The organism is Chryseobacterium sp. Marseille-Q8038 (assembly GCF_965111995.1).
In genome coordinates, this window is record NZ_CBCOPN010000002.1 from 849,660 (window position 1) to 873,424 (window position 23,765).

A 23,765-nucleotide genomic window follows, 5' to 3' on the forward strand; every position below is an offset into this window, starting at 1 on the left:
AAACATCTTAAAAAAATCTTAATGTTTCAATCGTTAAAAACATTCACCTTATTTTCACTTTTAAAATCTATTTTTACATAGAATTGAAAACCACAAAACACTCATGAACGTTTTTATCGCAGGCGGAACTTCGGGTATTGGCTATGCACTGGCCAGACACTATCTTTCTAAAGGATACTGCGTAGGAATCTGTGGAAGAGATCTTACCAAAATCCCGGAGAATGATTCTAAAGATATAAAGGCTTTTCAGACAGATGTTTGTGACATCAACGCCCTGTTATCCACATTACAGTCTTTTCTTGTGGATAAAAATGAACTTGACATTTTCATTAACTGTGCAGGAAGCTATGCAGAAGATGTAGCAGGAAGAATTTCGTACGAAGAGGCTGAAGAAATGCTCCAGACCAATATTCTGGGAACCGTTAATTTTTTCGAGGCAGCAAGAAAAGTAATGAAAAATCAGAAAAAAGGAAGTATTGCCGTGATTGCTTCTGTTTCAGGGATATTGGAATATGAAAATTCCAGTCTTTATACGAAGACAAAACGTTCTGTAATACAGATTGCCGATGCGTATCACCGCGCACTGAAACCTTTCGGAATTTCCGTCACTACAATTGCTCCGGGATATATTGATACCGAAAAATTAAGGCAGCTTAACCAAAATGACTTAAGTAAAAAACCATTCCTTACGGAGGTAGAAACTGCAGTTTCCATTATCTCAGAAGCCATAGAAAAACAAAAAAAGCTTATTATTTTCCCAACAAAAATGAAGTGGATGATGAAATCTTTATCCCTACTTCCTTCTTCTTTATTAAATATCATCATGTTCAGAAAAGCCCAATGGATGAAAAACGACTGACAATACAACGAAAGCTGTACGCCTTGATTCTGTGTTCCATTGTATTTATGATGGTTTACAATTTTACAGCATGGTATATTTCAAAACTGACTGATGTTCCGTCCTTCGTCTTTAATTTTGAAAAGTACATTCCATTTATTCCGTGGAGCATTATTCCTTATATGACCAGCGGAATCTTTTTCTGTCTGGTATTTTTTTTCTGTCAAAATAAAGAGCAGCTTAAAGTTTTAACACAGCGTATGCTCTTCGTAACGGTTGTTGCCGGAATTTGCTTCTTATTATTTCCCTTAAAATTTTCCTTGGCCAAACCTGAAATCAACGACTTGGTTCTGGGATATTCTTTTCAGTTTTTAAAAGTATTTGATTCTCCTTTCAATCAGGCTCCGTCCCTTCATATTGCCTATGCTTTTATTTTCTGGTCTGTTTTCAGGAATTTAAAAAAAGGAAGATCATTCGTAATGCTTTGGCTTATTATCCTGGGAATTTCTACGTTGACAACGTATCAGCATCATTTCATTGATGTCATAACCGGAAGTATTCTTGCCCATTTTTGTTTTATCATCTTTCCTTATCAAAAAAATAATTTTCTGTATAGAAATTTTCATATCGCCAACCTCTATTTTTTATCAGGATGGTGTATTATTTTAATCGCATTTCTGGCTAATCAATTCATCGGAGAAACAGGGTTGTTATTTCTTTGGCCAGGGTTGATGATTATTCTGATTGGGTATCATTATCAGAAAAACAACATCTTCTTTTTAAAAAATAAAGCAGGACATATTCCATGGATAAAAAAGATTTTCTATATCCCATATCTGTTAATTTACAGGATATTTTGGAGGTTTTTCCGGAAAAACAGAACTCCCCTGGAAATTATTCCCCAATTATATATTTCATCTAGACCTGATCGTGAAAGCATACAAGATTTCGGAATTAATAAAGCAACATTTGTGTATGACCTGTCAGCTGAAATAGAAGAACTCTCTATCATAAAAGATACAGCAGTTTATCATTCTTTTCCTTTTCTGGACATTGGAACATTTGATAGTTCTGAAACCCAAAAGCTGGTTACTGAAATCACAGAATATTATCAGCAACTTCCGCAGGACGGCAAGATTCTGATCCATTGCACAATGGGATTCACAAGAAGTTCGGCAATCGGAATTTTAGTAATCAAAAATATTCTATCTTTACCTCTTACAGAAGCAATAACCATGATGAAAACCCACAATAAGCATGCGGTCATACCTACTTATCTGGAGGATTTTCTGAAAAAATTTTAATCTATGAACAGCGGACATTTTACAAGTTTTGACAACAGTGAAATTTTTTATCGTGAGTGGAATTATCAACCTCAGCAGAAGAGTATCATCATGATCCACCGTGGACATGAACATTCTGAAAGACTAAATGATATTGCACAATCTCCCCAGTTTTCAAAATACAATATCTTCGCATTTGATCTTCGTGGGCATGGGTATACGAAAACCCAAACCTCATCTGTTTTTATGGATTATGTAAGAGATTTAGATGCTTTCTCTCAATTTATCAATTCCCAATACGATATAAAAACGGCAGACATTTTTGTTGTAGCCAATAGTATAGGCGGAGTGGTAGCTTCTGCATGGGCTCATGATTTTGCTCCTTCTATTGCAGGAATGGCTCTTTTGGCTCCAGCTTTTAAAATCAACCTCATTGTTCCTCTTGCTAATGAAATGATTACGTTAGGAACAAAGCTTAAGAAAGGGCTGATCATTAAAAGCTATGTAAAATCCAAAATGCTGACTCATGATCCTGAACAGCAAAAAGCATATGATACAGATCCTCTGATCTCAAGGTCTATTGATGCAAAACTTCTTATTGATCTGGCAAAAGCAGGAAAACGTCTGGTAGAAGATGCTGAAGCTATAGATACTCCGACTTTAATTCTGGCTGCAGAAAAAGATCATGTGGTTTTCAATAAAGATCAGAAAATATTCCATGAAAAACTGGATACAGATTTGAAACATTATGAAGTGCTGCCTGATTTCTTCCATGGGATTTTATTCGATACCGGAAAGGAAAAAGTATACGATAAAATTGTGGATTTTGCTGAAAAATGCTTCAACAGAGCAACGAAGCAAAACTCTCTTTCTCCTGACCCTTTTTCCATAAAAGAATATAACGATCTGCAAAATAATGTCGGAAATAATCTGAATTTTAAAATGCAGAAATTTTCTTTAGGAAAAATCGGGAAACTAAGCAATGGAATGGCCATTGGTCTGAAATACGGCTTCGATTCCGGAGCTTCGCTGGATTATGTATATCAGAATCAACCCAAAGGCAAATTCGGGTTTGGAAAAATGATGGATAAAAACTACCTCAATGCAATCGGCTGGAAGGGAATCCGCATCAGAAAACAACATTTGCTGCAGCTTTTGGAACAAAATATCAAAACACTAAAACAACAGGGCAGACCAGTGAAAATATTGGATATTGCAGGCGGAACAGGAAATTATTTGTTCGATATCAAAGAAAAATATCCGGACGCAGAAATCGTTATCAACGAATTTGTAAAATCCAATATTGAAATCGGGGAAAAGGTGATTAAAGAAAAGAATTATCAGACGATCAGATTTACCAATTTTGACTGTTTTGATCCGCAAACCTATCAAAAACTGAATTTCAAGCCTAATATCACCATTGTATCGGGGATTTTTGAACTTTTTGGAGATAATGAAATGGCAAGTAAAGCAATTCAGGGCGTGAATTCTATTTCGGAAAAGAATGCCTTCATCATTTACACCGGACAACCATGGCATCCTCAGCTGAAAATGATTGCCTATGTACTGAATAACCATCAGAACAAAGACTGGATTATGAGAAGACGCTCACAGAAGGAGCTGGACAGAATGATGGCTTTTAATACCATTCAGAAAGAAAATATGCTGATTGATGATTTTGGAATTTTCACTGTTTCTTCCGGAAAAGTAAACGTTTCAGATTAATACTATTTTCCATTCCCGCAGATTCTCTGACCGGTTTTTATAAACAAAAAAGGTTTTCCATTAGAACGGAAAACCTTTTTATATTTTATGGGTTGAATATTATTGCTTCACCAGTTCAAAGTAAGCGGTTACTTCAACATCTTTTGCAATACCTGCTCCTGTAGGATCATATTTGATTCCATAATCCAGACGGTTTACAGTAAACTTGGTCTGAATCCCCATAATTTGTTTTCCGTCTTTATTTTTTGTAATCCCACCGAAGGTAACCGGAGCCGTAATATCTTTCTCCACTCCCTTGATCGTCAGTTTTCCTTTAACAATATAGTTGTTGTTTTTATCTTTTGTAACGGAAGAGCTCTTAAATTCAATGGCAGGATATTTCGCCACATCGAAAAACTCTTCACTTATAAGATGTCTGTCTCTCATATCTACTCCGGTATTAATGGTGGAAGCACTTATAGAAAAGCTTAAATCAGCATTATCCAGATTTGCCCCACTACTCGCCATCCTTCCGTCAAACTTATCGAATCTTCCCTGTACAAAGCTAATTCCCATATGTTTAATATTAAAATTGATGGAAGAATGCATATGGTCTACATCCCACGTACCTTGTGCAAAGGCAACAACACTTAAAAACACAAACACGAAAGATAAAAATACTTTTTTCATTGTAATGATATTTTACATTAATATTTTAATTGAATGAGGCTAATATATGAAAGATATTTCTACCATGCATGGATTAGTTTTTAATATTAAGTTCAATTAGATTCTGAAAAAAAAATGCTTTTTTATACCTTCGCAGTATGGCAAAACTGAAAACAGCATATTTCTGTCAAAACTGTGGAACACAGTATCCTCAATGGCTGGGACAATGTAAAAACTGTGGGGAGTGGAATACCTTAGTAGAAGAGGTTGTTGAAAAACCTTCTCACAAAAATCCTCCTTTCTCAAAAACAAAACAACATGTCATCAATATTGTTGAAGTGGAAACAAGCGAGGAACCGAGAATAAAAACACCTTCCGAAGAACTGAACCGCGTTTTAGGAGGTGGAATTGTTTTAGGCTCCGTTACTTTGATTGGTGGCGAACCGGGAATCGGGAAATCTACCCTTCTGCTTCAGCTTGCATTGAAAATGAAGAAAAAAATCTTCTATGTTTCCGGGGAAGAAAGTGCATCTCAGATTAAAATGAGAGCAGACAGGCTTACGGATATTCAAAATCCGAACTGTTTCCTTTTTACAGAAACGTCATTGGAGAAAATTCTTCATGAAGCAAAAAAACTGGAACCGGATTTCATGATCATTGATTCCATTCAGACGCTGCAGTCTCAACTGATAGAAAGCTCTCCCGGAACCGTCTCTCAAATCCGGGAATGTTCCAATGAGATTATCAAATATGCCAAAGAAAATAATACTCCGGTTTTCCTTGTAGGCCACATCACCAAAGACGGTCAAATTGCCGGCCCAAAAGTCCTGGAGCATATGGTAGACGTGGTTCTGAATTTCGATGGAGACCGGAATCACCTTTTCAGATTGTTGAGAGCCAATAAAAACCGTTTTGGTTCTACTGCCGAAATTGGTATTTATGAAATGGTCTCCCAGGGATTGAAAGAGATTAAAAATCCTTCTGAAATTCTGATCACCAAAAAATTTGAAGAACTGTCCGGAAACTCCGTTGCCGTAACACTGGAAGGAAACAGGCCTATGCTTCTTGAGATTCAGGCATTGGTAAGCACAGCTGTTTATGGTACTCCTCAAAGAAGCTGCACCGGTTTTGATTCAAAAAGGCTCAATATGCTTTTGGCTGTACTGGAAAAAAGAGCAGGTTTTCAATTGGGAGCAAAAGATGTTTTCCTGAATATTACCGGAGGGATAAAAACAGATGATCCGGCACTGGATTTAGCGGTCATTGCTTCTGTTCTTTCCTCCAATGAAGACATTGCCATTTCGGAACATTACTGCTTTGCCGGAGAAATTGGTCTGAGTGGAGAAATACGTCCTATAGCCCAGGTAGAACAAAGAATTACTGAAGCTGAAAAGTTGGGATATGAAAAAATATTCGTTTCGAATCTTAATAAAATTCCGAAGAGAAAATTTGGAATAAAGATTGAAGAAGTGAGCAAAATTGAGGATTTTCACGAGAGACTTTTTTAATGTGAATGGTCAATTTTGCTTCGCAAGGTAATGGTCAATGAGGATGTAGATAAAAAAATTCACAAGCGAAGCGAACTCACTATAGGGGAAACTGCCAATGGTCAATTTTGCAAGCAAGTAAATTGTCAATTGGAATGTGGATAAAAAATTCACAAGCGAAGCGGATTCACTATTCACTATTCACTTTTATCAAACATTCACATTTAATTCATACCTTTAAATTATGAATTATCTGGCGCATTCTTTTCTTTCTTTTACCGACGGACAGATCGTGGGGCAGTTTCTTGAAGATTTTATCCGCAACAGGGATCGTTTTTCTTTCCCGAAAGATATTCAGGACGGAATTACCCTGCACAGAGCTATTGATACTTTTACAGATTCCCACCCTGCCATTCATGAAGCCAAAAAAGTGTTTGCTCCTTTGGTAAGATTGTACGCAGGTGCATTTGTAGATGTTTCTATGGATCATTTTGTAGCCAACGATTTTTCTTTACATACGCTTGATGGCTGGAAAGCTCATTCCCTTCGAGTGTACCGTATTTTGAATGCCAATGAACAGTGGCTGCCCGAAAACTTCAAAAAAATGCTTGTTAAAATGGAGCATGATAACTGGCTTTATAATTATCGTGAAGACTGGGGAATTAAATTCAGTATTCAGAATGTACTTAATAAAGCAAAATATCTTGATAAGGACATTCCTGTTTTTGAAGCTTTTTTAAAGAATAAAGAGCGTCTTCAGCAATGCTATGATGATTTTTTTCCTGATCTGCTCGCCCATGCAAAAGGTATCAATACCTTGATTCAGCTGGAAAATTAATATTTTCGAATTGGTTAAAACACAAAGTTCATGTCAAATAGCTTATCAGAAGTGAGCTAAGAAAGCGACAAAGTCGCTGACTAAGCTGAATGGATATGAATAAGCTTAGAAGGAATCAATGAAGTTGATTCTACCTTTGCTCCCTTAAGAACATCACACAACAGGTTAAATCTTTGCATCAAACGAAAATAATCTAAACCGAATTGTAATTCTACTTGTCTTTTAGAGCTTTATAATAGGTTTAAAATTGCTTATAAAGATAACGGTTAGGATAAGTAAGTTTTTCGCTTCTTCTTTCTCCATTCACAATAATATGGACAATATTGATCTGATCATCAAAAAGGTTATACAGAAAGCTTACCGCAGTTTCTACTTTTTTGGGAGTGGATACAGTTTCAGATTCCAGAAATACATTTACCGATTCCTGGTCTTCTTCATACCCTATGTAGTTGACCTTCAAAAATCTATTGTCAACTTTTAATTTGAAATATTCTGAACAATATTTTTGCAGGGCATCATTCAATTTTGCTTTGTATTGTTCGTCATTAAAATGAAAAGCACCTCCATATTTTTTCCCTAAGCCATTTTCCATATCATCAAGGAAAAACCTTCCTGTCACTTCAAATGTTCTGGATTTTGAATTATAATTAATTTCCACAGAGCCTACATGGTAGGGATGAACAGCCTCATCGCTTACAAAACTCTGAAAGACGATGGTTATCAATACAAGGAATCCCCAAAAAAACTTACGTGACATGAATTTTATTTTAAGCAAATATAAAAAAAGCAACAGTTATAGAAACTGCTGCTTTTTTAATTGAAATTGATTACTGAATTTTTATTCTTTAATCACCTTTTTCGTAATTTTCGTATTATCCTCCAATACAATGGTGAACAGATAAGTTCCTCTTACCAGTGCTGAAACATCAATTTTACCTGCGTTGGTGTTGACATTTGCTGTTTTAACCAGTTTTCCTGAAGCATCATAAATAGTCACTGCTCCTTTAGAGTGTCTGCCCAACACTACATTCACAAAATCTTTCGCAGGATTCGGAGTGATATTCACCTCTGCATTGATCTTAACATCTGCTGTTCCCAGTGTTGTACCTGTTTTAACAAAATATCCGCCAAAACCTGTCGTCTGGAAGCTCACTTCCCAGTATTGGTAGGTATCATTCCAGATAATATCTGCAATATCAGGGGTGATAATCGCTGCAGTTCCTCCAAAAGAAGCTACTGTACCTGTGGTACTTGTTCCTGTGTATTTTTCAATAAGAAGATTGGCTTTATTGGCAACATCGGTAGGTGAAGTTGGTAATTTCACTCCATTGGTAAGATTATAAGCATCGAAATCACTCTGCTTAAAGTATAAAGTTACTTTACCGGTTGCAGTCGTAGTGTTTGCATCCGAATTGATTTCATATCTTCTTGCCACATAGTTGGGCTGTGCATTATCCACCCATACTTTTGAGGTTACATTTCCTGTTACGGTACTTGCTGCTTCTTTTTCTACTCTTGCTATAAGCTGGCAGGTATTTGTAAAATAGTTATATCCATTGGCTACCGTGCTGGCTTTCGTCTGGTTGGAAGTTGCTAAATTCTTCACTTCAGCTACATTTTCATACACTACAGCCCTCATTTTAAAGTCAAATGTTCTTGAAGTCCATGCTGTACCATCTGTAGATGTTTTAGATCTGTTATTAACTACTGCATTTTCAGCCTTCATGGCGATTCTTCCTCCCAAACCATTGACCACAATATAAAAATCTTTTCCGGTAACCATCTGTATATTCAGATCGGAAAGACTCACATAGTTCCAGGTAAATCTCTGTGTATTATTAAGCCACGAAGTAATCGTTTTAGTAGCTATAATATCCCCGGGATTCCCATTGGCATCCACTTTTCTGATTTGAATATCCACCGGAATATCAGAAGGAAGTGAAGTTCCCGTTAAAAACGAAAATCCTCCCAGTTTTCCTGTTAATGTTGGGGTATATCTGACAGCAAGAGCTATATTATCAAAATAATAATTTGATTCTGTATTGGCAATGATATAAGGTTCATCATACCCTACTGTTTCAAAATTAGATTTCACACATCCCAGTTCATCGGTAACGGCTTTATAAATATCTAATTTACCATATCCCCATCTCATATTCGGAACAGTACCGGTTGCCCCATCCATTCTTGCGTTAGCTGTAAGACGGGCTTTCACCTGTGCTGCTGTTAATGCGGGATTGGCCTGAAGCAATAATCCTACTGCTCCTGCTACTCCTGGTGAAGACATACTGGTTCCCTGGTTTTTCACATAATAGTTGGTTCCTGCAATAATATCTGTAGCTCCGGGAGAAGAATCAGCCGATCTGGTTGAAATCACATTCTGGCCGGAAGCCGCAATCTCCGGTTTTTGAACCCCATCTACTCGTGGCCCTTGCGCACTGAATGATGATATGGATTCCTGTGGAGTAAGGGTATAATAACCGCTCGTTCCGCTGTACCAGCTTGTTCTTCCTAAATATGAAGCTACAGTAATGGCATTAGAAGCATTCCCGGGAGACCCTACAATATATTCATTATCACCATTTTGCAAAGTCGTACTCACTCCCTGGCTGTACAACCAGCCATGTGTAGTAATCTGCTGGGTTCCGTTATTGGTAATTTCTAAGGTATAATTTCCCTGAACGTTTGTAGTTCCGGAAGTTCTGGTTATCACCATCTGAACATACCGCTTGTTGTTATCATTCCCCCAGTAGTTATACATTGTTGCTGTAAGCCCTCCTCCCAATATACTGTGAGCAGTAGTTGTGCTTATATTCTGTGTATACTGTTGTCCGTCCGGAGTAGTTAGTTTTGCTGTAACAGGAGTATTATCATTGGCATACATAATAAATGAAAATACTGAAGTTGCAGAAGTATTGCTTGAAACGGTAAAGGCATACGTCTGTGCCGCACCAGCCGCAATATCAAATTTCCTATGAAGATTGGCTCCATAATCATTACCTGCAGAAATAACCACTACTCTACCAGGTCCTGAAGTGGTAAAATTGTTCACCGCTACCTCATGGCTGGAAGTTCCGTCATGAGCAGTTCCCTGTCCGCCAATACTCATATTGACAACAATAGGTTTATTAAGCGCTGTTGCTACGTTTTTAAAATAGGTTAAAGCATTAATGGTATTTGTTGTAGGAAAAGATCCGTTGCCACCTTTTACAAATACAATATCTGCATCAGATGAAAATCCTTTATGTCTTTTATCCGTAAATGCAGAGCCATTGCCGGCTGCCGTCCCCGAAACGTGAGTTCCGTGTCCGTTGGTATCATTTTCACGCACAAATCCTGTTGGTGTTCCATCCAACTCATCTTCAATCTGTGCTCTTGTATACTCTACACCTGTTGAAAATCCTGTAGGGGTTGTCTCTCCTGCTTGTGCTGTGAGTGTCTGATCCCAGATGGAAACAATTCTGCTTTTGGTCTGATCATTGGCTTTTCTGAAGTCCGGATGTTTCCAGTCTATTCCACTATCATAAATTCCGACTAAAACACCAGTTCCGTTATAAGCTGTGTTATTGAAAACTCCATCCTGCAAAAGACTTGCTCCGGACTGAGCTCTGCTCACATCATTATGAAGTTCGTCAAACTCAGGAGCCATTACTGAAGTTACATAAGGAAGTTTCGTAAGCCGTTCAAGATCATCCATGGAGACCAGAGCAGTAGAAAATGTTGGCAGCTGACTTTGGATCAGGAAACCATCAGCCTTCAGTTTTTCAGGCTCTTTCGTATAGATAATACATGAATACATAGTCTGAGCTCCCTTTGAAGTCACTACCAGATGCTGGTCAAGTTTCATATCGGGACGTTCCAACTCTTTTACGGCTCTTCCATTGGTAATATTTTCTTTATTTTTCAATAAAATATCAAACCGGGAGTCCAATTTCTGTACCTGACCGTAAAAAGCGTAGGAATATAATCCCAAAAAGGCTGCTGTAGCATTTCTAAGAAGCTTCGCTCCTCCAGGTGGAATGTTTACATTTGTAGAAAATAATTTTTTAATATCCATATTTCATTTTTATGCAATACAATTATACAATTTTTATTCAATACATAAATAGTATAAATTATTAATAAAAATCAAGCGTGAAAATTAAACCAAACAATAAAACCAACCCCACTTTAACAATATATTCAAAACATAAAATTTTTTAATCAAAATGCAGGATTTCCTTTTTTATTTAAACCTTGGATGGGAACATATTATTTCTCTGGATGCTCTGGATCATCAGCTTTTTGTACTGGCATTGATCGCTGTTTATTCCTACAGTGACTGGAAAAAAATCCTGATTCTGGTGACTGCATTTACGATAGGACATTCCATTACATTAGCTTTGAGTATTCTGGATGTTTTCAGAGTTCCTTCTGACTGGGTTGAGTTTTTAATTCCTTTAACCATTGTTCTGACTTCTTTGGATAATATTATCATGAAAAATCAGAAACAAACCTTGATGCGGGCCAATTACTACCTCGCATTAATCTTTGGACTTGTTCACGGAATGGGATTCGCCAATACAGCAAGAGTAATGATTGCAAAAAGTCAAGGTATTGCTTTACCGCTATTGGGTTTCAATATAGGTCTTGAGCTTGGCCAGATTGTAATTGTTGCTGCGATTTTAATCATCCTGTTTATTTCGCTCAATCTTTTTAAAGTGAATAAAAAAGACTGGATTCTTTTTGTTTCTTCCGGGGTATTTGCTTTATCCCTGAAAATGACTCTGGAAAGAATTCCGTTTTAAAAGTTAAATATTTTTATTATTTCAGCAGCTAATTCCTATCTTTGATCATTAATAAATCATTTCGGTTATGAAACTAAAAGTTGTTATACTTTCACTTTCTGTATTTGCATATACAGGTTTCACCGCACAAAATATTCAGAATAACCCAGGCAGCAACCATGGCAACAAGTTTGAGCAGCTGGGAACGATTCTACCAACACCCAATATTTACAGAACAGCTTCAGGAGCTCCCGGACACGGATACTGGCAAAACAGAGCCGACTATAACATTTCCGCTTATCTGGATGAGGATAAAAGAAATCTGAAAGGTTCGGAAACAGTTACGTACTACAACAATTCTCCGGATGAGCTGGATTATATCTGGTTGCAGCTTGATGAAAACGAACACTCAAATATCAGAAATGCCGGATATGACGCTTCATCTGTTCTTCGTCCTTCCACTACAGATCAGCAGCTTAAAATTTCTGAGCTTCCTGTGAAAGATAATGGCTATGGAGTAAATCTTGAAAAAGTGACTGATGCTTCAGGGAATCCTTTGAAGTATACCGTTAACAAAACCATGATGCGTATTGATCTTCCCAAAGTTTTGAAAAAGGGAGAAAAATTCGTTTTCAAAGTAGACTGGAATTACAATATCTCTAACAGAATAAAGATGGGAGGCCGCGGCGGTTACGAAAACTTCCCGGAGGATGGTAATGATCTGTATACAATAACACAATGGTATCCAAGAATGTGCGTGTATAGCGACTTTCAGGGATGGCAGAACCATCAGTTTACCGGAAGAGGTGAATTTGCTTTGGTTTTCGGAGATTTTAAAGTTTCTATGGATGTTCCTGCCGATCATATTGTAGGAGGAACCGGAGAATGTAAAAACTACGATCAGGTATTAACAGCTGATCAGTTATCAAGATACAGAAAATCTGAAAATGCAGCGGAACCCATCGAAATTGTAACATTGGATGAAGCTAAAAAAGCAGAGAAAAATCATTCAAAGCAAAGAAAAACATGGATTTTTGAAGCAAAGGATGTTCGTGATTTTGCATGGACTTCTTCCAGAAAATTTGTCTGGGACGGAATGCGTGTAACGATCCCTGAAAACAACAACAAGGTAATGGCAATGAGTTTTTATCCAAAAGAATCTTATGGCCTTTACAGAAAGTTTTCAACAAAAGCTGTAGCGCACACCATTAAAACCTATTCAGAATTTACCATTCCTTATCCATATCCTGTAGCACAGTCTGTAGAAGCATCTAATGGAATGGAATATCCGATGATCTGTTTTAATTTCGGGAGAACTGAGAAAGACGGAACATATTCTGAAGGAACTAAAAACGGGATGATCGGTGTAATTATCCATGAGGTTGGTCACAACTTTTTCCCGATGATCATCAATTCTGATGAAAGACAGTGGGCATGGATGGACGAAGGTTTGAATACATTTACTGAATATCTTACAGAAGAGAAGTGGGATAACAAATTCCCGTCTAAAAGAGGACCGGCATGGACGATCGTTGACTACATGAAACTCCCGAAAGATCAGCTGGAGCCTATCATGAGTAATTCAGAAAATATTGTTCAGTATGGACCGAATGCGTATTCAAAACCTGCTACAGGACTGAATATTCTTCGTGAAACAATCATGGGAAGAGAGCTTTTCGACAAAGCATTTAAAACGTATGCTAAAAGATGGGCATTCAAACATCCTGAACCTGCAGATTTATTCCGCACCATGGAAGATGCCAGCGGTGAAGACCTTGATTGGTTCTGGAGAGGCTGGTTCTACGGTACAGATCCTGTAGATATCGCTATTGATAAGGTAACGGTAGCTGTTCCTAATCTTGAATCTGATCCAAAAGCAGCTGCAGAAGTAAAATATCAGGTTGAAAAACCTTTGGTTAACAGTTTCGAAGACCTTTCAAAAATCAGAAACAGAGAAGATAAGAATATCAAATTCCATGTAGACGGAGATAAAGATCTTCAGGACTTCTATTACAGATACGACAGAGGCCAGGAAAAGGTAGATAATAATAAGGAATACACTGTAAAACCAGCAGCCAATCTTCCTTTAGATGCTAAGGATAAAGAGAAATTCAAAAATATTACAGGCTATCAGATAGACTTTGTGAATAAAGGCGGACTGGTAATGCCGATCATCCTTGAATTCACTTTTGAAGACGGATCAAAATTATATGATAAATCTGCGGCTCAGATCTGGAGATTGAATGAGCAAAAGATTTCCAAGACGTATTATTTCGACAAAAAATTAAAATCTATTCAGCTTGATCCAATGAGAGAAACGGCTGATATTGATACCACTAATAATGTTTGGAGCAGTGCCGGATCTGGCAGCGAAACTTCAAAATTCCAACTTTTTAAACAAAAACAGAAAGGAGGAACTGTAAGAGGAGGCTCAACCGGAAAGGTTAATCCAATGCAGGCTTCAGGAAAGAGTTAAAAAACAAAACGTTGTAACTTTTAACAAATACAGCACTACTTATTATTAAAAAGATCATGAGAACTATTCTTTTCCTTTTAATACTAAGTAGTGCTAATTTTTTTTCTCAAAAACTGCTTACGCCAGAAAATGCTGGAATCAATCCAAAATTAATACAAGATGAAACTTCCGAAGCTCTATGGTTTGCAGAAAATGCAGGAACAAAAATAGAAATAGGACGCATTACCACCGAGACAAAAAAACTAAACAAAACAGATCTTCTGATCAGAACAACTGTACAAATGAAACAGGCTCCTGATGCAAAATGGACAGATTCTACCCTTGTGAAAATATCGAATTTCACCCCTATTTATCATTCTTCTTACAATATAAACAGAGATACGGTTCTCAAGTCTGGGAAAGATAAAGTCACCGGATATTATCTGGATAAAAAATCTCAGAAAAAAGATATCATTGAAATCCCCGCTGTACATTATTTTGATAGCAGCAGCTATGCAATGCTGATACGCTATCTTCCTTTGAAAGAAAATTACACTGCTGAGATTTCTATTTTCGATTACAATCCAAAATCTGAGAAAAAAGGAATAATGAAAGCCTATATTCTGGATACTCAAAAAGCAGAATATAAAGGAAAACCGGTTTGGGTAGTCAAAACAAATGATGATATCAGCAACAAAACAGCTACCACAACCTATTATATTGACCCTGCAACAAGAAAAATTGTAAAACAGGATATGGATATGGCAGGAAGAAAAATGTCTTTGGAAATAACTCAGTAAATTATTGAAAACCAAACACCAACACCTGTTTTTCGTCTATAAAAAATATAACAATCTGGCTTAAAAAGTTTTATATTTGAATCACCATAAACACCAAATGTCAAAAGCCTGATTGACTTTAAATGCTCAGGAACGTACAAATCAAAATATTACTTATGAAAAATGCCAGATTACTAAGCAGAGATGCTCAAAAAACAATCAAAGGCGGAATTGCTGCCAGATTGGTATGTTGCGAACGCGACGATAATGGAAAATGTACTTTATGGATCGGGCCTGGACAAAACTGTCCTTAGTTCTATCATCTCATAACAATTTTGAAGAAAGCCGGAAGTTTCCGGCTTTCTCTGTTTACATTCTCAACCTGAAGTATATCTATTACCATTGAAGAAAAACCATTATCAACTGATAATCAAAATTTTATTTAAAAAAAATATCAATAAAATATATCACATCATAAGGAAAATTACTATCTTTGATTCTCTTATTTTACACCAAGTGTCAAAGTCCTGATTGACTTTAAATGTTCAGGAACGTACAAATCAAAATATTAATAACTATGAAAAATGCTAAATTATTGAGCAGAGACGCTCAGAAATCGATCAACGGCGGAGCAGCAGGACGCGTTTGCTGTGAGTACAATTACAAAGGACAGTGTATTCTTTGGATTGGACCTGGACAATATTGCCCATAGTTCTATCATCAGATAACAGTTAAAAAAAAGATTGTTTCAAAAGTCAAGTTATTGGGTTTTGAAACAATCTTTTTAGTTTAAATATGCTTTCACATTCTTTTTATAGGTTCTTCCCAACGGAAGCTCTTCTCCGTTTTTCAGAAAAACATGACTGGAATTATACGAATTGATATGTTCTGATAATACAATATAAGACTTGTGAATTCTGATAAAACCGAAATGCTGAAATTTTTCCTCAAAATTTGACATTCTCTCCAGAATCATATACTTTTTCAAAGGGGTCATCAGCACAATATATTCCCCGAATCCCTGTATCCAGAGAATATCTTTGAGAAAAACCTTATTCATCACATAATTGGATTTGAACATAATATAGTCTTCCTGATGATGATTGTTTGCCGAGTTTTTAAACTGAACAAAATCTCTTGCTTTATTCACCGCTTTTCTAAAAGTATCAAAATCCACAGGCTTTATAAGATAATGTACAACATCCAGTTCAAATGCTTTCACTGCATATTTTGTTTCCAGCGTCAGAAAAATACACAGCGGAGGATCGGGAAGCTGCTGTAAAAGCTCTACCCCATTGATTCCAGGCATATTGATATCGAAAACCACCAGATCCACTTTGTTGGTTTTCAGAAAAGCCAGCGCTTCTTCCGGTTTTTGAAAGGAAGCCAGCAATTCAACATCTTCAAGCTGATCACAATATTGTTTTACAAGCTGCAATGCAGGATATTCATCATCCACATTAACGATAGTCAGGTTAGCCATTGATAGTAATTGTTAAAGCAATTTTATATTGATCATGTTCTTTCGGTCCGGAATAAAACTCATACTGATCAGGATAAAATTTTTCCAAGATATGAATAATTGCCTCATTACCCAATCCGTGATAATTAGATTCAGCTGCATGAATTCTATCTTTCCCTACAGAATTTATAATTTCAAAATACAATTCAGAGCGCTCAATATTACAGAATAATTTTATAAAACCATGAGCATCCTCTCCTATTGCTGAGTGTTTTAAAGCATTTTCAAATAAAGTAAGAAGCACAGCAGACGGGATTTCAGCAACGTCAAATTCTTCCTGCTCTTCAATATCCATGACAATATCAAGCTGATTATTATATTTAAGCTGGTACAACGCAGCAAGCGCTTTCAATGAAGAAAATTCCTGGGAAACGGTTACTTTTTCTTTTCCGCTGTCATAAATAATATACTTCAGAAGTTTACTCAGCTGCAAAATAGAATCTGAGGTCTTCTCCGAATGGGTAAAACTGTTCGCGTATATATTATTAAGGGTATTCAGCAAAAAATGAGGATTCAGTTTAGACTTCAGCAAATCAAGATACAGCTGATCTTTCTCTTCTCCAAGAGTGATCACATCCTGTTCTATTAAAAATTTGTCTTTGGTAATTCCCAAAAAAGATCCCACCAGAATGATGATTCCCTGTGAAATGTACACATTGTACAGAAACCCAACGTGATAGCCCTTTCCACTGAAATCCATCTGAAAAACAGCAGGCTCCCACAAAATCCTGAAAAGGCTGGAAACCAAAAAGCAGATTAAAGCATAGAGAATAAACTCCGGATACTTATTGGATAAATAAAACCGGGGAACCAGATAATAGTACACCAGATAATAAATCCCAACATTGAAAATTGTATTCAAAATAATGCTTATCACCAACTGAGTTGAATCCAGGAAGTAGTTTTCGGTGAAATAAGTCATCAAAATGAAGATAAAAAGGAAAAAAATATGCTGAAACCTCAACAAAAATTTCCAACGGTACTTCATAAGGCTTTCCAGAATCTTACCGCTAAATAAAATCCTGATAATCAATAATATAATAATAAAATTAATGATTAAAAACATAATCCATACCTTATTTTGAAACGCATCAAATATATAATCTTTTTGTCTCAAAATGCAGTTCGTTGAGAAAAACTGTCATTGATTGAAAAAATCCGGGCCCGCTCTTTCGAATAAATATATTTGAGAAACCGCAATATTAATCAAATATTTCATGAAACTTAATATAAAATTAACGCTTATTTTATCATTTTGCCTGGTAAATGGTCTTTTATACAGTCAGAGTAAAGACAATTATAATATGTGGTTTCAGTACCTGATGTCTGCAAAGATTACTGATAAAAGTACTTTAACTGCACTTACGCAATACCGTTCCTTTGACCTGGCTTACGACACAAGACTTTTCCTTGTGAATGCTTATGTAGACTATGAAGTGGCAGAAAATATAAGACCTGCCGCAGGAGCGATGTTTTTGATTCTTGAATCTTATAATGCTGACGATTCTAAAAAGATTCGCTACGAAAAAAGGCCATTTCAACAGGTAACCGCTGATTACTACATTGGCAGAACCTCAATATCCAACCGGCTTAGAGTGGAAGAACGCTTTATCAGTAACCCTGATGAATTCGAGGTAAGAATCCGATACCTGATCTCTGTGAGAATTCCTTTCAATAAAAAAGGAGAAAAAGAAAAACTCTATGGTATTCTTAAAAATGAAATAAGAATGAATATTGATAAAACAGAGCCTTTCGACAGCAATCGTATTACTGCAGGCCTTGGAATAAAAGTAGGGAAAAATTCTGCTTTGGAACTCGCCTTTATCAATCAGATGGAAACCGGAAAAACAAGCAATTACGGATTCATAGGCTTCAGAAACAGCTTTGACTGGAGAAAAAAGAAACAACAATAACCTCACTAACATTATACTATATTATGCTTACATTTCTTGGTTTTTTAATGATTTTCATCTTCATGATCCTCATCATGAACAAAAAGATGACCCCGCTTACGGCTTTAGTCCTTGTACCTGTACTTATCGCTGTGGTGGCAGGATTCGGGCCTGACCTGGGGAAAATGATGAAAGATGGAGTAAAAGAAATAGCACTTACGGGGGTTATGCTGATTTTTGCCATCCTGTATTTCAGTCTGATGATTGATACCGGGCTTTTTGAACCTCTTGTGAATGCCATACTAAAGGCTGTAGGAGATAATCCGGTAAAAACAACCATCGGGACTGCCCTTCTCACCACACTTGTTTCTTTAGACGGAGATGGCTCTTCCACTTACATTATTGTGGTGGCAGCATTACTCCCGCTTTATAAAAAACAGGGCATGAACCCTTTAGTTCTGACCTGTATCATCATGCTAGCCGGCGGAATTATGAATATTTTACCATGGGGAGGACCAACTGCCAGAGTAATGAGTTCTCTAAAACTGGGACATACTGAAATTTTTGTTCCTATGATTCCGGTAATGCTGATCGGGCTGGTATGGGTATTCTTTGTTGCCTATATTTTAGGAGTCAGAGAGAAAAAAAGAATCAGCAAACATGGTAAATACACCAAATACAGCGGACAGGATATTGCTGGCGAAAATGACCCCGCATTAAGACGTCCGAAACTTATTATTATCAATCTGATCCTGACCATTATTTTGCTTTGTGTGATGATTCTTGACATTATTCCTTTGGGAGTTGCTTTTATGATTGCTTTCTGTATTGCTTCCGTGATCAATTATCCTAAACTGAAAGACCAGCAGAAGATTATTTCAAAACATGCCGGAAATGCTTTATCTGTGGCGGGAATGATCTTCGGTGCAGGAATTTTCACAGGTATTCTGAATGGTACCGGAATTATGAGTTCTATGGGAAATAGTATCATCAGTATCGTTCCAAAAACCTGGGGTGGCTATCTGAACATTATCACCGCCATATTCAGTGTACCGCTTACCTTTTTCCTTACCAATGATGCTTATTATTTTGGAATCCTTCCAGTCATTACAGCTACAGGCAGCCAGCTGAATATTCCACCTGATATTTTGGGACGTGCCAGTCTTGTAGGACAGGCTTCTCATTTATTGAGTCCTCTGGTTCCTTCCACTTATCTGCTGGTTTCACTGGCAGGTGTTGAATTCTCTGACCACTTGAAATTTACCTTAAAGTGGGCTATAGGATCATCCATCGTAATGTTGCTGGGTGCTTTGGTTCTTGGTATTATATGAGGTTATATCTTTGAATTCTGTAATCTTATCCTAAAACTAGAATGATGAAAACTGCCAAGCAAAAAACATTTACAGACTCTTATTTAAGAAATCTTACGCTTTATGTGTTCACAGCAATCATTTGTGGAGCATTAACCGGTTATTATTTTCCGGAAATCAGTAAGCATCTGGAAACGGTAAGCAGTTACTTTTTCATGCTTCTTGAGGTTTTGATTATTCCGGTAATTTTTATTGCTGTAACGTATGGAGTAAGCTATATTTTCAGCACCAAAAATGCTTTTAAAATTGTAAGTCAGATGGTTCTGTATTTTATAATCATCACCTCCATCAGTATTGTATTGGGGATCGGATCCGGTCTTCTTTTAAAACCGGGAGCCAATACAGGGATTATTCTTTCTTCACACAAGGCGTTACCTGAAAGATTTCTAACCAGGACTACGAATCCATTACATATCAGCAACTATGTACTTTTTCTTTTACTCTCCATATCTGCGGGAGTTGTAATTGGCCTTTCAAAGAAAAAAAATAACATTCTTAAAGCTATAGACGTAGGAAGGAACTTGTTTTTCAAACTCATCAAGTATGTGTACCTGTTTCTCCCGATAGTCATTTTCTCTAATATCGCTTACGGAATTTCTGTATACGGAATTAATACTTTACTCCCGTTAAGTAAGATTGTTGCCACAGTATATCTTACCTGTGTATTTTTCATCTTCGGGATATTAGGGGTTGTAACAGCTTATTTTAAAATTAACCTTTGGGATTTTTTAATCAGCATCAAAGAAGAAATCATTCTTGTTATCGCAACGTCTTCATCAAAGACCGCCTTCCCAATGATCTTTGATAAAATGGAATCACAGGGTTATGACCGGAAAATTCTCCGCCTTATTATTCCTCTAGGATACAATTTTAATCTGGCCGGAGCTTGTATCTACCTTTCAATTTCATGTATTTTCCTGATCCAGTTTTATAATATTCCTCTTACCATAAAAGATTATTTCTGGCTTTTTATCACCATTTCCATTGCTTCAAAAACAGCTTCAGGGGTACCGGGATCCGGTTTTCTTGCCCTGATGTTTACCTTAAGCCGTTTTGGAAAAATCCCCACCACAGATCTTGCCCTTTTATACAGCGTAGACCGCTTTATGAATGAAGCCAGATCGGTTACCAATTTCATAGGCATTTCAGTTTCTGCTGCCATTATTTCAAAACTTAATCAACATTCTATTCCCTTAAAAAATGACATTTCCTGATTTTACCCTCCTTTTCAATGACATCTTACAAAACCCTGCAAAATCTTTAGCCATTATCGGCAATCTCATCCTGATTGAAAGTCTCCTTTCTGTGGACAACGCCGCAGTATTGGCCACCATCGTAATGGATCTGCCCAAACATCAAAGAAAAAGAGCTTTGAAATATGGAATCCTGGGTGCTTATCTATTTCGGGGACTTGCTCTTATTTTTGCGTCTGTACTGATTTCCGTTTGGTGGCTGAAACCACTGGGAGGATTATACCTGATCTATATTTCTCTGGACTGGCTGATCAAAAAGATGAAAAATAAAAACGATGAAGAAAGTGCAGACGAAAGTCCTGACAAGGAATCCAGCTGGCTGTATAAAAATTCCATCGGGCTGCTGGGGCAATTCTGGGCAACCGTTGCGATTGTAGAAGTAATGGACCTTGCTTTTTCTATAGATAATGTTTTTGCGGCAGTTGCTTTCTCTGATAATTTACTTCTGATTACCCTCGGCGTATTTATAGGGATTTTAGCGATGAGATTTATAGCGCAGTGGTTTGTCCGCCTTATGCAGGTATTTCCTTTCCTGGAAACTGCCGCATTTATTGTGATTGCTATTTTAGGAATTAAACTAAGTTTATCTTTATTTGAGCACTTCTACCCTGCCACCGCATTCGCTCAATTTCTAGGCAGCCATACCATGGAAATTTTAGTTTCCGCCATTACCGTTCTTTTGTTTGTAATTCCTGTAGTGACCAGTTATCTTGTTGGATTTCCAGCCCGCAAAAAATAATTTTTCTGCCAAATTTTCACATTCGGAAATAAAAGTCTGCCATTTCAGCCACCATGGTCTCATGGCATACATTTAGAGAATTACAACACAGAAATAATTAAAAAATAAATATATTATGTCAGTAAACTTTAAACCATTGGCAGACAGAGTTCTGGTAGAGCCAATCGCAGCAGAAACTAAAACAGCTTCAGGTATTATCATCCCGGACACTGCAAAGGAAAAGCCGCAAGAAGGTACTGTAGTGGCAGTAGGCCCTGGTAAGAAAGATGAGCCTACAACAGTTCAGGTAGGTGACAAAGTTCTTTATGGAAAATATTCAGGAGCTGAATTGAAGCTGGAAGGTAAAGATTATTTAATCGTAAGAGAAGCTGATTTATTAGGAATTATTGGCTAAGATTTAAGATCACAGACATCAGATTTCAGATTAAAAAAATCAAATTAAAAAACTTTTGTTAGCTGTCTAATATCTGACATCTAACATCTAATATCTAATCAAAATGGCAAAAGAAATAAAATTCGATATTGAATCAAGAGACGCTCTAAAGAGAGGGGTAGATGCATTGGCTAATGCAGTAAAGGTAACTTTAGGTCCTAAAGGTAGAAACGTAGTGATCGAAAAATCTTTCGGTGCTCCACACGTAACTAAGGATGGTGTGTCTGTTGCAAAAGAAATCGAACTTGAAGACAGAGTAGAAAATATGGGAGCTCAAATGGTAAAAGAAGTAGCTTCCAAAACTAATGATATCGCAGGAGACGGTACTACTACCGCTACTGTATTGGCACAGGCTATCGTAAGAGAAGGTCTTAAGAACGTAGCTGCAGGTGCTAACCCAATGGATCTTAAAAGAGGGATCGACAAAGCTGTAACTGCAGTTGTTGAAAACCTTAAAGCGCAGTCTCAGGCTGTTGGAGATTCTACAGATAAAGTAAAGCAAGTTGCTTCTGTATCTGCTAACAATGATGAGACTATCGGTGCATTAATCGCTGAAGCTTTCGGAAAAGTTGGAAAAGAAGGTGTAATCACTGTAGAAGAAGCTAAAGGTATTGATACAACAGTTGATGTTGTAGAAGGTATGCAGTTCGACAGAGGATACCAGTCACCATACTTCGTGACTAACCCTGAGAAAATGTTAGCTGAACTAGAAAACCCATATATCCTTTTAGTAGAGAAGAAAATCTCTTCAATGAAAGAATTGTTACCGGTTCTTGAGCCAATTGCACAAGGTGGTAAGTCTCTATTGATCATCTCTGAAGAAGTGGAAGGTGAAGCTTTAGCTACTTTGGTAGTAAACAAACTAAGAGGTTCTCTTAAAATTGCAGCTGTAAAAGCTCCGGGATTCGGAGACAGAAGAAAAGCAATGTTAGAAGATATCGCAATCCTTACAGGTGGACAGGTGATCTCTGAAGAGCAAGGTTTCACAATGGAAAACATCTCTTTAGATATGCTTGGAACTGCTGAGAAAGTAACGATCGACAAAGACAACACTACTGTTGTAAACGGTGGTGGTGACGAAGCAAAAATTAAAGGAAGAGTAGCTCAGATCAAAGCTCAGATGGAAACTACAACTTCTGACTACGACAGAGAAAAACTTCAGGAAAGATTAGCTAAGTTAGCTGGTGGTGTTGCTGTTCTTTATGTAGGTGCTGCTTCTGAAGTAGAAATGAAAGAGAAAAAAGACAGAGTAGATGATGCATTACACGCTACAAGAGCGGCTGTAGAAGAAGGTATCGTTGCAGGTGGTGGTGTTGCTTTAGTAAGAGCGATCTCTGCTTTAGAAAGCCTTACAGGAATCAATTCTGACGAAACTACAGGGATCAAAATCGTGAAAAGAGCGATCGAAGAGCCATTAAGACAAATCGTTGCTAACGCAGGTGGAGAAGGTTCTGTAATTGTTGCTAAAGTAGCAGAAGGAACAGGAGACTTCGGATACAATGCGAAAACTGACGAGTATGTTCACATGCTTGAAGCAGGAATCATTGACCCAACTAAAGTAACAAGAGTTGCCCTTGAAAACGCAGCTTCTGTATCTGGAATGCTTCTTACAACTGAATGTGTAATCACTGAAGTAAAGAGCGCTGAACCAGCTATGCCAATGGGTGGTGGAATGCCAGGAATGATGTAACAGCGTGTCGCTAAGACAATTTAATATACTAACCGTTCTACGTTGTA

Annotated in this window: 21 protein-coding genes; 16 read left to right on the top strand and 5 right to left on the bottom strand. The window is 37.2% G+C overall.

Annotated features, from left to right (window positions below):
- Positions 1–103: 103 nt before the first annotated feature.
- From ACWPWS_RS17730 to ACWPWS_RS17740, 3 genes are read left to right on the top strand one after another with little or no spacing between them, the layout of a single operon-like run.
- On the top strand, positions 104–859 hold the full coding sequence (locus ACWPWS_RS17730; protein WP_454047408.1) for an SDR family NAD(P)-dependent oxidoreductase: 756 nt from the start codon (positions 104–106) through the stop codon (positions 857–859).
- On the top strand, positions 841–2,142 hold the full coding sequence (locus ACWPWS_RS17735) for a phosphatase PAP2 family protein (protein WP_454047409.1): 1,302 nt from the start codon (positions 841–843) through the stop codon (positions 2,140–2,142). Before ACWPWS_RS17730 ends, ACWPWS_RS17735 begins: the two co-directional genes overlap by 19 nt.
- A 3-nt stretch (positions 2,143–2,145) precedes the next feature.
- Positions 2,146–3,846, top strand: a complete 1,701-nt coding sequence (locus ACWPWS_RS17740) for a bifunctional alpha/beta hydrolase/class I SAM-dependent methyltransferase (protein ID WP_454047410.1) — start codon at positions 2,146–2,148, stop codon at positions 3,844–3,846.
- Between the two features lie 99 nt (positions 3,847–3,945).
- Here ACWPWS_RS17740 and ACWPWS_RS17745 read toward each other — a convergent pair whose 3' ends face one another.
- Positions 3,946–4,515: a YceI family protein gene (locus ACWPWS_RS17745; protein ID WP_105681519.1), complete on the bottom strand. Its 570-nt coding sequence runs from the start codon at positions 4,513–4,515 to the stop codon at positions 3,946–3,948.
- A gap of 137 nt (positions 4,516–4,652) precedes the next feature.
- Between ACWPWS_RS17745 and radA the strand changes: the two genes are divergently transcribed.
- Positions 4,653–6,002, top strand: coding sequence for a DNA repair protein RadA (gene radA / locus ACWPWS_RS17750; protein WP_105681520.1), 1,350 nt, complete (start codon positions 4,653–4,655; stop codon positions 6,000–6,002).
- A gap of 223 nt (positions 6,003–6,225) precedes the next feature.
- Positions 6,226–6,819, top strand: coding sequence for an acyl carrier protein phosphodiesterase (locus tag ACWPWS_RS17755; protein WP_454047411.1), 594 nt, complete (start codon positions 6,226–6,228; stop codon positions 6,817–6,819).
- A gap of 241 nt (positions 6,820–7,060) precedes the next feature.
- Here ACWPWS_RS17755 and ACWPWS_RS17760 read toward each other — a convergent pair whose 3' ends face one another.
- Together ACWPWS_RS17760 and ACWPWS_RS17765 are read right to left on the bottom strand one after the other, a co-directional pair.
- Positions 7,061–7,576, bottom strand: a complete 516-nt coding sequence (locus tag ACWPWS_RS17760; protein ID WP_454047412.1) for a DUF6702 family protein — start codon at positions 7,574–7,576, stop codon at positions 7,061–7,063.
- 81 nt (positions 7,577–7,657) lie between these two features.
- Positions 7,658–10,876: a S8/S53 family peptidase gene (locus ACWPWS_RS17765; protein WP_454047413.1), complete on the bottom strand. Its 3,219-nt coding sequence runs from the start codon at positions 10,874–10,876 to the stop codon at positions 7,658–7,660.
- A 151-nt stretch (positions 10,877–11,027) separates the two neighbouring features.
- Between ACWPWS_RS17765 and ACWPWS_RS17770 the strand changes: the two genes are divergently transcribed.
- From ACWPWS_RS17770 to ACWPWS_RS17790, 5 genes are all read left to right on the top strand, one after another.
- On the top strand, positions 11,028–11,606 hold the full coding sequence (locus tag ACWPWS_RS17770) for a HupE/UreJ family protein (RefSeq protein WP_209787072.1): 579 nt from the start codon (positions 11,028–11,030) through the stop codon (positions 11,604–11,606).
- Positions 11,607–11,673: 67 nt separating this feature from the next.
- Positions 11,674–14,061 carry a M1 family metallopeptidase gene (locus tag ACWPWS_RS17775; RefSeq protein ID WP_454047414.1) on the top strand — a complete coding sequence of 796 codons (2,388 nt, stop codon included), beginning with the start codon at positions 11,674–11,676 and terminating at the stop codon, positions 14,059–14,061.
- 56 nt (positions 14,062–14,117) lie between these two features.
- Positions 14,118–14,840: a DUF3108 domain-containing protein gene (locus tag ACWPWS_RS17780; RefSeq protein ID WP_454047415.1), complete on the top strand. Its 723-nt coding sequence runs from the start codon at positions 14,118–14,120 to the stop codon at positions 14,838–14,840.
- A 155-nt stretch (positions 14,841–14,995) separates the two neighbouring features.
- Positions 14,996–15,133, top strand: coding sequence for a hypothetical protein (locus tag ACWPWS_RS17785; protein ID WP_454047416.1), 138 nt, complete (start codon positions 14,996–14,998; stop codon positions 15,131–15,133).
- 263 nt (positions 15,134–15,396) lie between these two features.
- Complete coding sequence (locus ACWPWS_RS17790) at positions 15,397–15,531, top strand: hypothetical protein (protein WP_262497574.1); 135 nt, start codon at positions 15,397–15,399, stop codon at positions 15,529–15,531.
- A 72-nt stretch (positions 15,532–15,603) separates the two neighbouring features.
- Here ACWPWS_RS17790 and ACWPWS_RS17795 read toward each other — a convergent pair whose 3' ends face one another.
- Together ACWPWS_RS17795 and ACWPWS_RS17800 are read right to left on the bottom strand one after the other, a co-directional pair.
- Positions 15,604–16,302, bottom strand: coding sequence for a LytR/AlgR family response regulator transcription factor (locus tag ACWPWS_RS17795; protein ID WP_454047417.1), 699 nt, complete (start codon positions 16,300–16,302; stop codon positions 15,604–15,606).
- Complete coding sequence (locus ACWPWS_RS17800) at positions 16,295–17,263, bottom strand: sensor histidine kinase (RefSeq protein ID WP_454047418.1); 969 nt, start codon at positions 17,261–17,263, stop codon at positions 16,295–16,297. Before ACWPWS_RS17800 ends, ACWPWS_RS17795 begins: the two co-directional genes overlap by 8 nt.
- Before the next feature lie 295 nt (positions 17,264–17,558).
- Here ACWPWS_RS17800 and ACWPWS_RS17805 point away from each other — a divergent pair, with 295 nt between their 5' ends.
- The 6 genes from ACWPWS_RS17805 to groL all read left to right on the top strand — a co-directional run bounded on the left by ACWPWS_RS17805 (position 17,559) and on the right by groL (position 23,718).
- A complete protein-coding gene (locus tag ACWPWS_RS17805; protein ID WP_454047419.1) occupies positions 17,559–18,254 on the top strand; it encodes a DUF2490 domain-containing protein in 696 nt (231 codons plus the stop codon).
- A gap of 23 nt (positions 18,255–18,277) precedes the next feature.
- Entirely contained in the window at positions 18,278–19,564 is a 1,287-nt protein-coding gene (locus tag ACWPWS_RS17810) for a CitMHS family transporter (RefSeq protein WP_309512857.1), read from the top strand.
- Between the two features lie 41 nt (positions 19,565–19,605).
- The gene (locus ACWPWS_RS17815) at positions 19,606–20,817 is read left to right on the top strand and encodes a cation:dicarboxylate symporter family transporter (protein ID WP_309512858.1); all 1,212 of its coding nucleotides are present in this window, start codon (positions 19,606–19,608) and stop codon (positions 20,815–20,817) included.
- Positions 20,804–21,595: a TerC family protein gene (locus ACWPWS_RS17820; RefSeq protein ID WP_454047420.1), complete on the top strand. Its 792-nt coding sequence runs from the start codon at positions 20,804–20,806 to the stop codon at positions 21,593–21,595. The genes ACWPWS_RS17815 and ACWPWS_RS17820 overlap by 14 nt, the downstream gene beginning before the upstream one ends.
- A 115-nt stretch (positions 21,596–21,710) precedes the next feature.
- Positions 21,711–21,989: a co-chaperone GroES gene (locus tag ACWPWS_RS17825; RefSeq protein WP_034696138.1), complete on the top strand. Its 279-nt coding sequence runs from the start codon at positions 21,711–21,713 to the stop codon at positions 21,987–21,989.
- A gap of 103 nt (positions 21,990–22,092) precedes the next feature.
- Positions 22,093–23,718: a chaperonin GroEL gene (gene groL, locus ACWPWS_RS17830; protein ID WP_309512859.1), complete on the top strand. Its 1,626-nt coding sequence runs from the start codon at positions 22,093–22,095 to the stop codon at positions 23,716–23,718.
- Positions 23,719–23,765 lie beyond the last annotated feature (47 nt).

Bases quoted from the DNA above. Each gene is read 5' to 3' on its own strand.
- ACWPWS_RS17730 (WP_454047408.1), top strand. From the start codon at position 104: ATGAACGTTTTTATCGCAGGCGGAACTTCGGGTATTGGCTATGCACTG.
- ACWPWS_RS17735 (WP_454047409.1), top strand. From the start codon at position 841: ATGGATGAAAAACGACTGACAATACAACGAAAGCTGTACGCCTTGATT.
- ACWPWS_RS17740 (WP_454047410.1), top strand. From the start codon at position 2,146: ATGAACAGCGGACATTTTACAAGTTTTGACAACAGTGAAATTTTTTAT.
- ACWPWS_RS17745 (WP_105681519.1), bottom strand. From the start codon at position 4,515: ATGAAAAAAGTATTTTTATCTTTCGTGTTTGTGTTTTTAAGTGTTGTT.
- radA (WP_105681520.1), top strand. From the start codon at position 4,653: ATGGCAAAACTGAAAACAGCATATTTCTGTCAAAACTGTGGAACACAG.
- ACWPWS_RS17755 (WP_454047411.1), top strand. From the start codon at position 6,226: ATGAATTATCTGGCGCATTCTTTTCTTTCTTTTACCGACGGACAGATC.
- ACWPWS_RS17760 (WP_454047412.1), bottom strand. From the start codon at position 7,576: ATGTCACGTAAGTTTTTTTGGGGATTCCTTGTATTGATAACCATCGTC.
- ACWPWS_RS17765 (WP_454047413.1), bottom strand. From the start codon at position 10,876: ATGGATATTAAAAAATTATTTTCTACAAATGTAAACATTCCACCTGGA.
- ACWPWS_RS17770 (WP_209787072.1), top strand. From the start codon at position 11,028: ATGCAGGATTTCCTTTTTTATTTAAACCTTGGATGGGAACATATTATT.
- ACWPWS_RS17775 (WP_454047414.1), top strand. From the start codon at position 11,674: ATGAAACTAAAAGTTGTTATACTTTCACTTTCTGTATTTGCATATACA.
- ACWPWS_RS17780 (WP_454047415.1), top strand. From the start codon at position 14,118: ATGAGAACTATTCTTTTCCTTTTAATACTAAGTAGTGCTAATTTTTTT.
- ACWPWS_RS17785 (WP_454047416.1), top strand. From the start codon at position 14,996: ATGAAAAATGCCAGATTACTAAGCAGAGATGCTCAAAAAACAATCAAA.
- ACWPWS_RS17790 (WP_262497574.1), top strand. From the start codon at position 15,397: ATGAAAAATGCTAAATTATTGAGCAGAGACGCTCAGAAATCGATCAAC.
- ACWPWS_RS17795 (WP_454047417.1), bottom strand. From the start codon at position 16,302: ATGGCTAACCTGACTATCGTTAATGTGGATGATGAATATCCTGCATTG.
- ACWPWS_RS17800 (WP_454047418.1), bottom strand. From the start codon at position 17,263: ATGACTTATTTCACCGAAAACTACTTCCTGGATTCAACTCAGTTGGTG.
- ACWPWS_RS17805 (WP_454047419.1), top strand. From the start codon at position 17,559: ATGAAACTTAATATAAAATTAACGCTTATTTTATCATTTTGCCTGGTA.
- ACWPWS_RS17810 (WP_309512857.1), top strand. From the start codon at position 18,278: ATGCTTACATTTCTTGGTTTTTTAATGATTTTCATCTTCATGATCCTC.
- ACWPWS_RS17815 (WP_309512858.1), top strand. From the start codon at position 19,606: ATGATGAAAACTGCCAAGCAAAAAACATTTACAGACTCTTATTTAAGA.
- ACWPWS_RS17820 (WP_454047420.1), top strand. From the start codon at position 20,804: ATGACATTTCCTGATTTTACCCTCCTTTTCAATGACATCTTACAAAAC.
- ACWPWS_RS17825 (WP_034696138.1), top strand. From the start codon at position 21,711: ATGTCAGTAAACTTTAAACCATTGGCAGACAGAGTTCTGGTAGAGCCA.
- groL (WP_309512859.1), top strand. From the start codon at position 22,093: ATGGCAAAAGAAATAAAATTCGATATTGAATCAAGAGACGCTCTAAAG.